Consider the following 14,633-nt stretch of genomic DNA (forward strand, 5'->3'; position numbering starts at 1 on the left):
GAGTACACACAGGGAGCAACCGGAATGGGTTCGGTTCGCGTAGCCATCGTCGGCGTGGGCAACTGCGCCGCCTCGCTGGTGCAGGGCGTCGAGTACTACAAGGACGCCGACCCGGCGTCCAAGGTGCCCGGTCTGATGCACGTCCAGTTCGGCGAGTACCACGTCGGTGACGTCGAGTTCGTCGCCGCCTTCGACGTCGACGCGAAGAAGGTCGGCCTCGACCTCTCCGACGCCATCGGTGCCAGCGAGAACAACACCATCAAGATCTGTGACGTCCCGAACAAGGGCATCACGGTCCAGCGCGGCCACACCCTCGACGGTCTCGGCAAGTACTACCGCCAGACCATCGAGGAGTCCGCCGAGGCCCCGGTCGACGTCGTCCAGATCCTCAAGGACAAGCAGGTCGACGTCCTCGTCTGCTACCTGCCCGTCGGTTCCGAGGACGCGGCGAAGTTCTACGCCCAGTGCGCCATCGACGCCAAGGTCGCCTTCGTCAACGCCCTCCCGGTCTTCATCGCCGGCACCAAGGAGTGGGCGGACAAGTTCACCGAGGCCGGCGTCCCGATCGTCGGTGACGACATCAAGTCGCAGGTCGGCGCCACCATCACGCACCGTGTGATGGCGAAGCTGTTCGAGGACCGCGGTGTCCGTCTCGAGCGCACCATGCAGCTCAACGTCGGCGGCAACATGGACTTCAAGAACATGCTGGAGCGCGACCGCCTCGAGTCCAAGAAGATCTCGAAGACGCAGGCCGTCACCTCGCAGATCCCCGACCGCGACCTGGGCGAGAAGAACGTCCACATCGGTCCCTCGGACTACGTGGCCTGGCTCGACGACCGCAAGTGGGCGTACGTCCGCCTCGAGGGCCGTGCCTTCGGTGACGTTCCGCTGAACCTGGAGTACAAGCTCGAGGTCTGGGACTCCCCGAACTCCGCGGGTGTCATCATCGACGCCCTGCGCGCCGCGAAGATCGCCAAGGACCGCGGCATCGGCGGCCCGATCCTGTCGGCGTCTTCGTACTTCATGAAGTCTCCGCCGGTTCAGTACTTCGACGACGAGGCCTACGCCAACGTCGAGAAGTTCATCAAGGGCGAGGTCGAGCGCTAAAGCGCCTGTCCTTCCGGTCTTCGAGGGTCCCTGGGCATTCCGCCCGGGGGCCCTCACCGTATGTGAGGCTGTGCCCCATGGCTGTCGTGCGTGACCTGCGCATCCTCCTGCGCTTCCAGGGCTTCAGACGCCTGCTCGCCGTGCGGCTGTTCTCCCAGACCGCCGACGGGGTCTACCAGGTCGCACTCGCCACCTACGTCGTCTTCTCCCCGGAGAAGCAGACCTCGGCCGCGGCGATCGCCTCCGCGATGGCGGTACTGCTTCTTCCGTACTCCGTCATCGGCCCCTTCGCCGGCGTCCTGCTGGACCGCTGGCGGCGCCGACAGGTCTTCCTGTACGGCAACCTGCTGCGGGCCCTGCTGGCGTGCGTGACGGCTGTTCTGATGCTCGGCCATGTGCCGGACTGGCTCTTCTACGTCTCCGCGCTGTCCGTCACCGCGGTCAACCGCTTCGTCCTCGCCGGGCTCTCCGCCGCACTGCCCCGCGTGGTCGACGACAAGCGTCTGGTGATGGCCAACTCCCTGTCCCCGACCGCCGGAACGCTCGGGGCGACCGCGGGCGGCGGTCTCGCGTTCGCCGTCCGGCTGGTGGCCGCGGACTCCGACGCCGTGGTGGTACTGCTGGGTGCGGCCCTGTATCTGTGCGCGGCGCTCGCGTCGCTGCGCATCGCTCCGGACCTGCTCGGCCCCGACCAGAGGCCGGTACGGCCACGGTTGGGAGCGGCGCTCGTGGGCACCGCACGCGGCCTCGTGCTGGGCGTGCGCCATCTGGCCGAGGCCCCACGCCGGGAGGCGGCCTGGGCTCTCATCGCCATGACGCTGATGCGGTTCTGCTACGGCGCGCTGACGGTCATGGTGCTGATGCTCTGCCGGTACGCCCTGTCGTCGGATTCGGACGACGGTCTCGCTCTGCTGGGGCTGGCGGTGGGCGTCTCCGGGGCGGGGTTCTTCACGGCGGCCGTCCTGACGCCCTGGGCAGCGGGGAAGCTCGGCCCCGGGCGCTGGATCGTCGTCTGCGCCGCTGCCGCCGCCCTCCTGGAGCCCGCCCTCGGCCTGCCGTTCACCACCGTCCCGATGCTGGTCGCGTCCTTCGTCCTGGGGGTGACCACGCAGGGAGCCAAGATCGCCACTGACACGATCGTCCAGTCCTCGGTCGACGACAGCTTCCGTGGCCGGATCTTCTCGGTTTACGACGTGCTGTTCAATGTCGCATTTGTCGGAGCAGCCGCAGTGGCCGCCCTGATGCTGCCCCCTGACGGCCGCTCAGCCACCCTCGTGGTCACGGTGGCCGTTATCTACGGGGCAATTGCTGGCGCTATGGCCCGCTTTGATCTCCAGTAAGTGTCACATCAATGCCACAGCGCCCCTCCTGAGTTCAGAGTTGTCTGTGCGGACCGATAACTTACGGGCGTCTTATTTCGCGCCAACGCGCCCACGTTCGAGGGGGACCCCCAAGTGACCGTTCCGCCGCAGCCCCAGGGCCAGAACCCGTACGCTCAGCAGCCCGCCCCGCCCGAGGGTCAGCAGCCCGGCCAGCCGGGAGTTCCCCCGCAGCAGCCTTACGCGCCGTTCCCCAACCAGGGTGGACCGGTTCCGCCGCCGCCCGCGCCGGCCGGGCGTGCGGGCAAGAAGGTGATGCGCGTCCTCGGGATCATCGTCGTCGGCATAATCGTCATCGCCGTGAAGTTCGGCGCGGGCTGGTTCTTCAGCCGTAGCGATGCAGAGACCACCTCGGTGGGCGCGTGCATGCACAACGACGGCACGGACACCAACGCGGACCTCAACGAGGTCGACTGCTCTTCCGGCGACTCCCAGTACAAGGTCGTCGAGAAGTTCGACGACACCAGCGACGACAGCAAGTGCAAGGCCGTCAAGAGCTCCACGGTCTACTACGTCCAGTCGGGCGGCGGCCACAACGTGGTGCTCTGCCTCAAGGAGACCAAGTAACAACTAGGTCGACAGACGACGGAGGGGACGGTGTTTCACGTGAAACACCGTCCCCTCCGCGCATCCGGGGTCATGTTTCACGTGAAACATGACCCCGTTCCACAGCCCTCCACGGGCCTCAGTTCTGCTCGGCCCACCACTCCTTGAGCGCGGCCACCGCCGCGTCGTACTCCATCGGCCCGTTCTCCAGACGAAGTTCCAGCAGGAACTTGTACGCCTGACCGATGACCGGGCCGGGCCCGACGCCCAGAACCTCCATGATCTGGTTGCCGTCGAGGTCGGGACGGATCGCGTCCAGTTCCTCTTGTTCCTGGAGCTGGGCGATGCGCTCCTCCAGACCGTCGTACGCGCGGGACAGCGCGGCGGCCCTGCGCTTGTTGCGGGTCGTGCAGTCGGAGCGGGTCAGTTTGTGAAGACGGTCGAGGAGCGGGCCCGCGTCACGGACATAACGGCGCACGGCGGAGTCCGTCCACTCGCCCGTGCCGTAGCCGTGGAAGCGGAGGTGGAGTTCGACCAGCCGCGAGACGTCCTTCACCAGGTCGTTGGAGTACTTGAGCGCCGTCATCCGCTTCTTCGTCATCTTGGCGCCCACCACCTCGTGGTGATGGAAGGAGACCCGGCCGTCCTTCTCGAAGCGGCGCGTCCTCGGCTTGCCGATGTCGTGCAAGAGCGCGGCGAGCCTCAGCGTCAGGTCGGGGCCGTTCTCTTCCAGCGCGATCGCCTGCTCCAACACGATCAACGAGTGGTCGTAGACGTCCTTGTGCCGGTGATGCTCGTCACGTTCCAGCCGCAGCGCGGGCAGCTCCGGCAGGACGTGATCGGCGAGACCGGTGTCGACCAGCAGTGTCAGCCCCTTACGCGGGTGCGCGGACAGGACCAGCTTGTTCAGCTCGTCCCGTACCCGCTCCGCGGAGACGATGTCGATACGGCCGGCCATCTCCGTCATCGCCGTGACGACATCGGGGGCCACCTCGAAGTCGAGCTGCGCGGCGAAGCGCGCCGCCCGCATCATCCGCAGCGGGTCGTCCGAGAACGACTCCTCCGGGGTGCCCGGGGTGCGCAGAATGCGCGCGGCCAGGTCGTCGAGCCCACCGTGCGGGTCGATGAACTCCTTCTCGGGCAGTGCCACCGCCATCGCGTTGACCGTGAAGTCACGCCGGACGAGATCCTCCTCGATGGAGTCGCCGTACGACACCTCGGGCTTGCGTGAGGTGCGGTCGTACGCCTCCGACCGGTAGGTGGTCACCTCGATCTGGTAGCCCTCTTTCTGGGCCCCGACCGTGCCGAACGCGATCCCGACCTCCCACATGGCGTCCGCCCATGGACGGACGATCTTGAGTACGTCCTCGGGGCGGGCGTCGGTCGTGAAGTCCAGATCGTTGCCGAGCCGGCCGAGAAGGGCATCCCGCACCGAGCCGCCGACCAGGGCAAGCGAGAACCCGGCCTCCTGGAAGCGGCGGGCGAGCTCGTCGGCGACAGGGGACACCCGCAGCAGTTCACTCACCGCGCGGCGCTGCACCTGACTCAGGGCACTGGGGTTGTCTTCGTTGGCGTTCGGCACAACAGAAAAGGGTACGTGGCCGAGGCCACCGCGGGCGCCTCCATAAATCGCGCACGGACCCCGTCCCCGTGTACGAGCGCCGAACGGGCATCGACTACGAGCACATTCCGAGCACATAGCGGGACAGCCGGACCTTGCGCCCGATCTTGCGGAGCAGACCGCGGCACTTCCCCTCCGCGCACATCGTTACCATGCGTGGACGCACATTCCGACGACCACTGACGACGACGAGGGACGGGCGAGCGCGTGGCCGAGGCGGCAGACTTCCAAGGGATGAGTCCCTCACCTGCCCGCCGGTGGCTGAAGCGCACCGGCGCACTGCTCGCCGGAGCGCCTCTGCTGGCCGGCCTCCTCCAGCTGCCCGTGGCACCGTCCGCGTACGCCGCGGAGAAGGCCTCCCCGGCCGACGCTTCCGGATCCCGCACGGTCGACGTCTCCCTCGACTCGCTCAGCCCCAGCGTCCCCACCGACGGCGACACCGTCACCGTCTCGGGCACGGTCACGAACCACGGCAAGCAGACGATCACGGGCGCCCATGTGGGACTGCGGGTGAACGCGCCCCTGAGCGACCGCACGGCGATCACCGACGCCGCCGAGCGCAGGGGATACCAGCCGGGCGTGGACGGCGCCGAGATCGGCGGCAAGTACGTCGAGAAGTTCCCCCAGCTCGCCGCGGGCGTCTCACAGCACTTCGACATCTCCGTGCCCGTCAAGGAGCTGGACCTCGGTTCCGACGGGGTCTACCAGCTGGGCGTCTCGCTGTCCGGCCAGACCGCGGCTCAGCCGTGGGACCAGGTGCTCGGCATCCAGCGGACGTTCCTGCCCTGGCAGCCGGACGGCGCCGACCCGAAGACGAAGACCACCTACCTCTGGCCGCTGATCTCCACCGTCCACCAGACCGCGGAGACCGGCTCGAACGAACAGCAGACGCCCGTCTTCCGGAACGACGACCTGGCCAAGGAGATCTCCCCGGGCGGCCGCCTGGACCAGCTCCTGTCACTCGGCAAGGAACTCGACGTCACCTGGGTGATCGACCCCGACCTGCTCGCCTCAGTGGACGCGATGGCGGGCAGCTACAGCATCCAGAACGGGAACGGCAGCAAGACGGCGGGCAAGAACCAGGCGGTCGCCAAGCAGTGGCTCGCCGAACTGGAGAAGACGGTCGAGGACAAGGAGATCGTCGCCCTTCCCTTCGCCGACCCCGATCTCGCCTCGCTCGCGCACAACGGCAAGAACGTCACCGGCTCCCTGAGCCACCTGAAGGACGCCACGGACGTGGCGGCGAGCACCGTGGAGACCGTCCTCCATGTGAAGCCCAGCACGGACTTCGCCTGGCCCGCGGACGGTGCCGTCGACCCGTCGATCGTCAAGGTCGCCACCTCCGCGGGCGCCGACAAGGTGATCGCCCGCAGCGACAGCCTCAAGGAGACCGGCGGACTGTCCTACACGCCCTCCGCCGCCCGCCCCGTCGGCGGCGGCACCACGGCGGTCGTCGCGGACGCCCCCCTGTCCACGGCGTTCCAGGGCGACATGACCAAGGCCGACACCTCCACGCTCGCCGTGCAGCGATTCCTGGCCCAGAGCCTGATGATCAGCCTTCAGGATCCGGACAAGCAGCGCAGCATCGTCGTCGCCCCGCAGCGCATGCCGTCCGCGAGTCAGGCCCAGACGATGGCGCAGGCGCTGACGGCCCTCCAGGAAGGCAACTGGGCCCAGCCACAGGATCTGTCCGCGGCCGCGAAGGCCAAGCCGGACCCCGGCGCCACCACGCGGATCCCGTCCGCGTCCGCGTACCCCTCCTCGCTGCGCAAGCAGGAGCTGCCGCAGTCTGCGTTCGAAAAGATCGAGGCCATCCAGAGCAAGCTCGACAACTTCAAGGTGATCCTCACCGCCCCGCCCCGGGTCGTGACCCCCTTCGGGCGGGCCATAGACCGCGGCATCTCCGCCTCCTGGCGCGGCCGCGCCAGCGAGGCGGAGACCTTCCGCGAGGAGGTGGAGTCGTACCTCGACGTGCTCACCGAGCAGGTGAAGCTGATCGAGAAGTCCGACGCCAACCTGTCGGGCCGCAGTGCCACCATCCCCGTCACCGTGCAGAACAATCTGCTGCAAGGTGTCGAACACCTCGTGCTGCGTCTCAAGTCATCGAATCCGACTCGCCTCAAGATCGGCGACGGACCCTACGACGAGAAGCCCATCGCGGTCGCGGGCGGACACAGCCAGTCGGTGAAATTCACCACCTCCGCCAACGCCAACGGCCCCGTGACGGTCGTCGCCCAGCTCTTCACGGAGGACGGCCAGCCCTACGGCCCCGAGGTCGCCTTCGATGTGAAGGTCACCGAGGTCACGCCCACGGTGATGCTGGTCATCGCTGGTGGCGTCCTGCTCCTCGTGCTCGCCGGGTTCCGCATGTACACCCAGCGCAAGCGCGCCGCCGCCCGACGGACGGCGGAGGAACAGGAGGCCGGTCCGGGGGACGAGGGGCTGAACGAGGAACCCGAAGGCACCGTAGACACTGAGGACACCGAAGGCTCCACGGACGGTCCCCGGGACGAGTCCGGCACGGAGCCCGAGGCAGACGACCCGGAGCACCCGAGTGACCCGACACCGGACACCGCACCGGAAAGCGCCGACCCGTCCGGCACGGGTGAGAGAGTGGACCGTTGAGCGATGTCGTGGCCGGTGGGCCCGGGGACGATGAGGTGGGGTAACCATGAACGCGCCGTACGACGGTGACCGCGGCCAGGGCGCCGCGGGCAGCTCGGGGCACCCCGAGGGCCCGACGCCCGAGCCCGGCCAGGTGTCGCCGCAGCCCCCCGCGGACATGTACCTCCAGGACGCCTACGACCAGGACCCCTACCGGGCGCAGGACCTCTCCGCCCAGGACCCGGTCGCCGAGGCGCTCTACGACCGTGCCGCGCACCCCCCGCCGCCTCCGGGCGCGTACCAGCCGCAGCAGCCGCTCTACACGCAGCCGCCCACGTCGCAGTACGCCCCCGATCCGCGGGTGTGGGCCCAGACGCCGGCGCCCGAACCCGAAGGGCCGACGCAGTACCTGCCGTACGGCGACGACCCTCGTACGACCCAGTTCGTGGGTGTCGACGACCTGGTCACACAGGCCGGTGAGGAGCGCCACGAGCCGGACGCCTTCGCCCATCTCTTCCGCGACCAGCAGCAGGGCGGCGGACACCCGCGCACCGAGTCCCCGGCGGTCCCCGGTCCGTCTCCGGAGCCGTCCGCCGCGGGTCAGGGACCGGTGGCACAGGCCCAGGCGCCGGCGTCCGAGCAGACGATGCAGCTCACCCCCACAGCCGCTCCCACAGCCGCTCCGGCCGCCGCCCCGAAGAAGGGCGGGCGTGCCTCAGGTCTGCTGAAGTCGAGCGCGGTCATGGCGGCGGGCACGCTGGTGTCCCGGCTCACCGGCTTCGTCCGGTCCGCACTCATCGTCTCCGCGCTGGGCGTCGGCCTGCTCGGAGACACCTTCCAGGTCGCGTACCAGCTGCCGACCATGATCTACATCCTGACCGTGGGTGGCGGCCTCAACTCCGTCTTCGTGCCGCAGCTCGTGCGCGCCATGAAGGAGGACGACGATGGCGGCGAGGCATTCGCCAACCGCCTGCTGACCCTCGTGATGGTGGCCCTCGGCGCACTCACCGCGCTCGCGGTCTTCGCCGCGCCGCTCCTGATCCGCCTGCTGTCCGACTCGGTCGCCAGCGATCCGGCGGCCAACCAGGTCGGCATCACCTTCGTCCGCTACTTCCTGCCCTCGATCTTCTTCATGGGCATCCACGTGGTGATGGGCCAGGTTCTGAACGCGCGAGGCAAGTTCGGCGCGATGATGTGGACCCCGGTCCTCAACAACATCGTCATCATCATCACGCTCGGCATGTTCATCGGGGTGTACGGCTCCGCGGCGAGCTCCGGGATGAAGGTCACGACCATCCCGCCGGAGGGAGAGCGGCTCCTCGGCGTCGGTGTCCTCCTCGGCCTCGTCGTGCAGGCCCTCGCGATGATCCCGTATCTGCGCGAGACCGGATTCCGGCTGCGGCTGCGCTTCGACTGGAAGGGCCACGGCCTCGGCAAGGCAGCGATGCTCGCCAAGTGGACCGTGCTCTTCGTCCTCGCCAACCAGGCGGGCGCCCTCGTCGTCACCCAGCTGTCCACCGCGGCGGGCAAGGACTCTCCCGTCGACGGCACCGGCTTCGCGGCCTACGCCAACGCCCAGCTCATCTGGGGCCTGCCGCAGGCCATCATCACCGTGTCCCTGATGGCCGCCCTGCTGCCGAGACTCTCGCGCTCGGCCCACGAGGGCGACGCCGGCGCTGTCCGCGACGACATCTCCCAGGGGCTGCGCACCACGGCCGTCGCGATCGTGCCCGTCTCCTTCGGCTTCGTCGCACTCGGCATTCCGATGTGCACCCTGATCTTCGGTTCCTCGGGCACCAGCGAAGCCACGAACATGGGCTACATGCTGATGGCCTTCGGCCTCGGCCTGATCCCGTACTCCGTGCAGTACGTCGTGCTCCGCGCCTTCTACGCCTACGAGGACACCCGCACGCCCTTCTACAACACGGTCATCGTGGCCGCCGTGAACGCCGGCGCCTCGGCCCTGTGCTTCTTCCTGCTCCCGGGCCGGTGGGCCGTGGTCGGCATGGCGGCCTCGTACGGTCTCGCGTACGCGATCGGTGTCGGCGTCGCCTGGAACCGGCTGGGCAAGCGGCTCGGCGGCGACCTGGACGGCGCCCGCGTCCTGCGGACGTACGCGCGTCTCGGCATCGCCTCGTTGCCGGCGGCACTGCTCAGCGGTGCGGCCTGCTACGGCGTCGGTCAGACGCTGGGCCAGGGTGTCGGTGGGTCGTTCGTCGCCCTTCTCGGCGGCGGAGCCGTACTGCTCGGCGTCTTCTACGTAGCTGCGCGGAAGATGCGCATCGAGGAGCTCAACTCAATGGTCGGTATGGTTCGCGGGCGCCTGGGGCGCTGAGGCGGGGGTACGCGCACAACCATCGTCCGCCACCGTGTGTCGTGCATAGCGGCGGACTGTGGGCACAATTGGTTTCTGCGTCGGACAGCGCGCAACGGATGGGGAGGCAGGGACGACGGTGGCGGAACGGAGCACGGCTGCCGTCGACGTGGCAGACAACAGCGGCGATGAGCCGCTGACCGCCAAGGCGGACCAGTCCACGTCCGACGGGGTGGCCCAGAACCGGGAGCGGGACACGGACAGCAAAGAGGCACAGGGGAGCGGCGGGACCGAGAGTCCCGGAAAGGCCTCACCGCCCGAACTGCACAGCGGGCACAAACTCGCCAGACGCTACCGTCTCGAAGAGTGCGTCACCCGTCTGGACGGTTTCAGCAGTTGGCGTGCCGTGGACGAGAAGCTGCGTCGCGCCGTCGGCGTGCATCTGCTGCCCGCCGATCACACGCGCGCCCGCTCCGTGCTGGCCGCGGCCCGCTCGTCGGCGCTGCTCGGCGACCCGCGCTTCGTGCAGGTCCTGGACGCCGTCGACGAGAACGATCTCGTCTATGTGGTGCACGAGTGGCTGCCCGACGCCACGGAGCTGACCACGCTGCTGGCCTCGGGCCCGCTGGAGGTGCACGAGGCCTACCAGATGGTCACCCAGGTTTCCCAGGCCATGGCCGCCGCACACCGCGAGGGCCTTTCGCATCTGCGGCTGAACCCGGGTGCCGTGCTGCGCACCTCGTCCGGGCAGTGGCGTATCCGCGGGCTCGCCGTGAACGCCGCGCTGCGCGGCATCAGTTCCGACACCCCGCAGCGCACTGACACGGAAGCGATCGGCGCGCTCCTGTACGCCGCGCTCACCCAGCGCTGGCCGTACGAGAGCGACGCATACGGTCTCTCCGGGCTGCCCAAGGGCGTGGGGCTCATCGCTCCCGACCAGGTGCGGGCCGGCGTCCACCGGGGTCTGTCGGAGCTCGCCATGCGCGCGCTCGTCAACGACGGTGCGACCGCCTCACGTCAGGAGCCGCCGTGCACCACGCCGGAGGAACTGGTGAAGGCGATCAGCGAGATGCCGCGCATCCGCCCGCCGGAGCCCGCGTTCACCGCCCCGCCGGAGTACCAGCGCACGACGTACCAGCAGGGCACGTACGGCCGCCAGATGCCGCGTCCGGGTGTCACACAGGCCATTCCGGCCCCGCCGCCCCCGCTGCAGAGCCGTACCGGAAAGGCTCTCAAGTGGGCTGTCTCCGGGCTGCTCATCGCCGCGCTGGGCCTGGGCAGCTGGCAGCTCGCGGAAGTCTTGATGGACCACCGCAAGTCCGACGACACCGGACCGACGCACACGACGGACGGCAACGACAAGGGCGGCAGCAAGACCACACCTCTGAAGCCGATCACCATCCAGGATGCGCAGGAGTACTACCCGGACGGGAAGCCGCAGCACGCCAAGGACGTGGGGCTCACCTACGACGGTGACAGCTCCACCTACTGGCGCACCTACTCGTACAACGGCGGGCCGGTGCTGGCGCCGTTCAAGCAGGGTGTGGGCATCGTCTACGACCTGGGATCCGCGCGGAGCCTGTCGGCGGCCTCAATAGGGCTGAACTACGGCGGCAATCACACCACGGTGTCGCTGTACGCGGCCGACTCACTCTCGTCGTCGGCCCCACTCAGCTCCATGAAGAAGATCGACGGCGCCGATGCCACGACCTCCGGTCGGCAACTGAAGATCTCCGCTGCCAAGGCGGTGAAGACGCGGTATGTGCTTGTGTGGATCACCGCAGCCCCCTACTCGGGCAAGGACGAGTACAGCGGCGCCGGCTACAAGCAAGCGATCACCGATGTGAAGTTCACTGGCTGACAGCTCGTCGATGACGGGGAGGGGGTCCGATGGCCGATGAGGCCGCGTACGGCACCGCAAGCGATCAGGACCTCCTCTCCCGCCATGTGGCGGGCGACCCCGAGGCCTTCGGGGAACTCGTGCGCCGCCACCGCGACCGGCTGTGGGCGGTGGCGCTGCGGACGCTGGGGGACCGCGAGGAGGCCGCTGACGCCGTCCAGGACGCGCTGGTCTCCGCCTACCGGGCCGCCCACACCTTCCGCGGCCAGTCGGCCGTCACAACGTGGCTGCACCGCATCACGGTGAATGCCTGCCTGGACCGCGCCCGCAAGGCCGCCTCCAGGAAGACGTCCCCCGTCGACGACACCGAACGCCTGGAACAACTCCTGGAGCCGCACGAGTCCGCATCCGCCCCCGCCGAGCGCAACGATCTGCATCGCGAGCTGATGGAGGCACTGGGTACTCTGCCGGCCGACCAGCGAGCCGCCCTCGTCCTCGTGGACATGCAGGGCTACCCGGTGGCTGAGGCGGCCCGCATCCTCGACGTACCGACAGGGACGGTGAAGAGCCGCTGTGCGCGCGGCAGAGCCAGACTTCTGCCGCTGCTCACCCATCTCCGCGCGGAGAGCGGCGGCGAGGCCGGTAAGAAGTCGGCCGGCGGAAGGAACCGGACGCAGGGTGCATCCGTCCCACCGGCAGCGGGACCACATGATGCAGGGCCAAGCGATTCAGCTGCTGTGAAGGGCGGAGGTGGGCGAGCGTGACATCCACGACCGACACGGCCGGACACCCAGAAGTCGAGGAGATCTCGGACCTCACCGAAGGCCTTCTTCCGCCTTCCCGTACCGCGGATGTGCGTCGGCATCTGGACGACTGCGTCCTCTGTGCCGACGTCTACGACTCTCTGGAGGAGATCCGCGGGCTGCTGGGTACGCTGCCGACCCCGGCTCGTATGCCCGACGACGTAGCGGGGCGCATCGACGCGGCGCTCGCCGCAGAGGCCCTGTTGGACTCCTCCGCACCCGCCCTCGACTCCGGGGTCGCTGCTCCTGCGGAGTCCGCGACCGCTCATGTTTCACGTGAAACATCGGCCGCCACTCCGGCCGACCGCCCCACTGGTCGTCCTCGAGCGGCGACCGGCCCCGGCCGTACGAACGTCAGGCGCCGTGGTCGCCGCCGGATCGCCCTCGGCGCGGTCTTCACCGCCGCCGCTCTGGGGCTGGGGACACTGTGGGTACAGACGCTGAATGACGACACCGGGAAGACCTCCGGTCCCTCGGCACTTCACACCGATGCGGCGCACACCTACTCCGACGGCAAACTGGGGAGTCAGGTCGCGGACCTGCTCTCCACAAAGAAGGCCGGTGGCCGCACCGGGAGCGGCAAGCCGTCGATGGGTATCGAGTCCGACTCCACAGGGGCTACGGGCATGAAGCCGAACAACACCTTCGGGACCGCCACGGTGAAGGTGCCCACCTGCATCGAGCGGGCCATCCCCGATGACCACGTGCTGCTCGCCGCAGACAAGGGTGTCTACGAGGGAGTCGGCGTCTATCTCCTGGTGACCCCGGACTCCTCCGACAGCACGCGCGTCGCGGCCTACGTCGTCGATGCCGCCTGCACGAAGCAGGCCTCGCCAGCCCCCGGCAAGGTTCTGCTGAAGCGCTCGTACGCGCGGTCCTGAGCCCAGCCGCGTCGAATCGCTCTCTTCCCAGGCGCCCCATGGCATCTGTGTGCGGCGCCCCATCTCCGTGTGCCCGGACACACCGGGAATGCTGGCCCCTTAGGATCCGTTGGGTGGGGTGAGAGTTCTGAGAGAGGCTCCCACCGGTAGTACGAAGCAGTCTCCAGAGACGAGGAATCAAGCCGTGAGCGACGTCCGTAACGTGATCATCATCGGTTCAGGGCCCGCCGGCTACACGGCGGCGCTGTACACCGCACGCGCGTCGCTGAAGCCGCTGGTGTTCGAGGGCGCCGTCACCGCGGGCGGCGCGCTGATGAACACCACCGAGGTGGAGAACTTCCCCGGCTTCCAGGACGGCATCATGGGCCCCGAGCTCATGGACAACATGCGCGCGCAGGCCGAGCGCTTCGGTGCCGAGCTGGTTCCGGACGACGTCGTCGCCGTCGACCTGACGGGCGAGATCAAGACCGTCACGGACACCGCGGGCACCGTGCACCAGGCCAAGGCAGTCATCGTCACCACCGGCTCGCAGCACCGCAAGCTGGCCCTGCCCAACGAGGACGCTCTCTCCGGACGCGGCGTCTCCTGGTGCGCCACCTGTGACGGCTTCTTCTTCAAGGGCCAGGACATCGCCGTGATCGGCGGCGGCGACACCGCGATGGAGGAGGCCACCTTCCTCTCGCGCTTCGCCAAGTCCGTGACGATCGTCCACCGCCGGGACACGCTGCGCGCCTCCAAGGCGATGCAGGAGCGTGCCTTCGCCGACCCCAAGATCAAGTTTGTCTGGGACAGCGAGGTCGCGGAGATCAAGGGCGACCCGAAGCTGGCCGGCCTGTCGCTGCGGAACCTCAAGACCGGTGAGATCTCCGAGCTGCCGGTGACGGGGCTGTTCATCGCGATCGGCCACGACCCGCGCACCGAGCTCTTCAAGGGTCAGCTCGACCTGGACGAGGAGGGCTACCTCAAGGTCGACGCGCCCTCGACCCGGACGAACCTGAGCGGTGTCTTCGGCGCCGGCGATGTCGTCGACCACACCTACCGCCAGGCGATCACCGCGGCCGGCACCGGCTGCTCCGCCGCCCTGGACGCCGAGCGCTTCCTGTCCGCGCTCGCGGCCGCCGAGGACGCCGCGGAGCCCGAGAAGACCACTGTCTGACCCCCTTCCCGCCCCACCGCATCACCAAGTTAAGGAGCCCGCCGTGGCCGGCACCCTGAAGAATGTGACCGACGACTCCTTTGAGCAGGACGTCCTCAAGAGCGACAAGCCCGTCCTGGTGGACTTCTGGGCCGCCTGGTGCGGTCCGTGCCGCCAGATCGCGCCGTCGCTCGAGGCAATCGCCTCCGAGTACGGCGACAAGATCGAGATCGTCAAGCTCAACATCGACGAGAACCCGGGCACGGCCGCCAAGTACGGCGTCATGTCCATCCCCACCCTGAACGTCTACCAGGGTGGCGAGGTCGCCAAGACCATCGTCGGTGCGAAGCCGAAGGCCGCGATCGTGCGTGACCTCGAGGACTTCATCGCCGAGTAGTGCGCC

Annotated in this window: 11 protein-coding genes; 10 read left to right on the forward strand and 1 reads right to left on the reverse strand. The window is 68.7% G+C overall.

Annotation, left to right across the window (positions count from 1 at the left end; all coding sequences use genetic code 11):
* Positions 1–24 precede the first annotated feature (24 nt).
* From GTY58_RS22495 to GTY58_RS22505, 3 genes are all read left to right on the forward strand, one after another.
* A complete protein-coding gene (locus GTY58_RS22495; protein ID WP_010985721.1) occupies positions 25–1,107 on the forward strand; it encodes an inositol-3-phosphate synthase in 1,083 nt (360 codons plus the stop codon).
* 77 nt (positions 1,108–1,184) lie between these two features.
* Positions 1,185–2,447: an MFS transporter gene (locus GTY58_RS22500; RefSeq protein ID WP_010985722.1), complete on the forward strand. Its 1,263-nt coding sequence runs from the start codon at positions 1,185–1,187 to the stop codon at positions 2,445–2,447.
* Positions 2,448–2,561: 114 nt separating this feature from the next.
* Positions 2,562–3,053: a hypothetical protein gene (locus tag GTY58_RS22505; protein ID WP_010985723.1), complete on the forward strand. Its 492-nt coding sequence runs from the start codon at positions 2,562–2,564 to the stop codon at positions 3,051–3,053.
* 118 nt (positions 3,054–3,171) lie between these two features.
* Here GTY58_RS22505 and GTY58_RS22510 read toward each other — a convergent pair whose 3' ends face one another.
* The gene (locus tag GTY58_RS22510; RefSeq protein ID WP_010985724.1) at positions 3,172–4,614 is read right to left on the reverse strand and encodes a CCA tRNA nucleotidyltransferase; all 1,443 of its coding nucleotides are present in this window, start codon (positions 4,612–4,614) and stop codon (positions 3,172–3,174) included.
* 246 nt (positions 4,615–4,860) lie between these two features.
* Here GTY58_RS22510 and GTY58_RS22515 point away from each other — a divergent pair, with 246 nt between their 5' ends.
* From GTY58_RS22515 to trxA, 7 genes are all read left to right on the forward strand, one after another.
* Positions 4,861–7,278 carry a DUF6049 family protein gene (locus GTY58_RS22515; protein WP_010985725.1) on the forward strand — a complete coding sequence of 806 codons (2,418 nt, stop codon included), beginning with the start codon at positions 4,861–4,863 and terminating at the stop codon, positions 7,276–7,278.
* 46 nt (positions 7,279–7,324) lie between these two features.
* Positions 7,325–9,592: a murein biosynthesis integral membrane protein MurJ gene (gene murJ / locus GTY58_RS22520; protein WP_010985726.1), complete on the forward strand. Its 2,268-nt coding sequence runs from the start codon at positions 7,325–7,327 to the stop codon at positions 9,590–9,592.
* Between the two features lie 118 nt (positions 9,593–9,710).
* Positions 9,711–11,432, forward strand: a complete 1,722-nt coding sequence (locus GTY58_RS22525) for a protein kinase family protein (RefSeq protein ID WP_010985727.1) — start codon at positions 9,711–9,713, stop codon at positions 11,430–11,432.
* A gap of 29 nt (positions 11,433–11,461) precedes the next feature.
* A complete protein-coding gene (sigM, locus tag GTY58_RS22530; protein ID WP_010985728.1) occupies positions 11,462–12,175 on the forward strand; it encodes an RNA polymerase sigma factor SigM in 714 nt (237 codons plus the stop codon).
* Complete coding sequence (locus tag GTY58_RS22535) at positions 12,172–13,095, forward strand: hypothetical protein (protein ID WP_010985729.1); 924 nt, start codon at positions 12,172–12,174, stop codon at positions 13,093–13,095. The genes sigM and GTY58_RS22535 overlap by 4 nt, the downstream gene beginning before the upstream one ends.
* A gap of 184 nt (positions 13,096–13,279) precedes the next feature.
* The gene (gene trxB, locus GTY58_RS22540) at positions 13,280–14,251 is read left to right on the forward strand and encodes a thioredoxin-disulfide reductase (protein ID WP_010985730.1); all 972 of its coding nucleotides are present in this window, start codon (positions 13,280–13,282) and stop codon (positions 14,249–14,251) included.
* Positions 14,252–14,294: 43 nt separating this feature from the next.
* Positions 14,295–14,627 carry a thioredoxin gene (gene trxA, locus GTY58_RS22545; protein WP_010985731.1) on the forward strand — a complete coding sequence of 111 codons (333 nt, stop codon included), beginning with the start codon at positions 14,295–14,297 and terminating at the stop codon, positions 14,625–14,627.
* Positions 14,628–14,633: the final 6 nt, after the last annotated feature.

Source organism: Streptomyces sp. SID5469 (assembly GCF_009862865.1).
In the GTDB taxonomy this organism is placed as follows: domain Bacteria; phylum Actinomycetota; class Actinomycetes; order Streptomycetales; family Streptomycetaceae; genus Streptomyces; species Streptomyces avermitilis.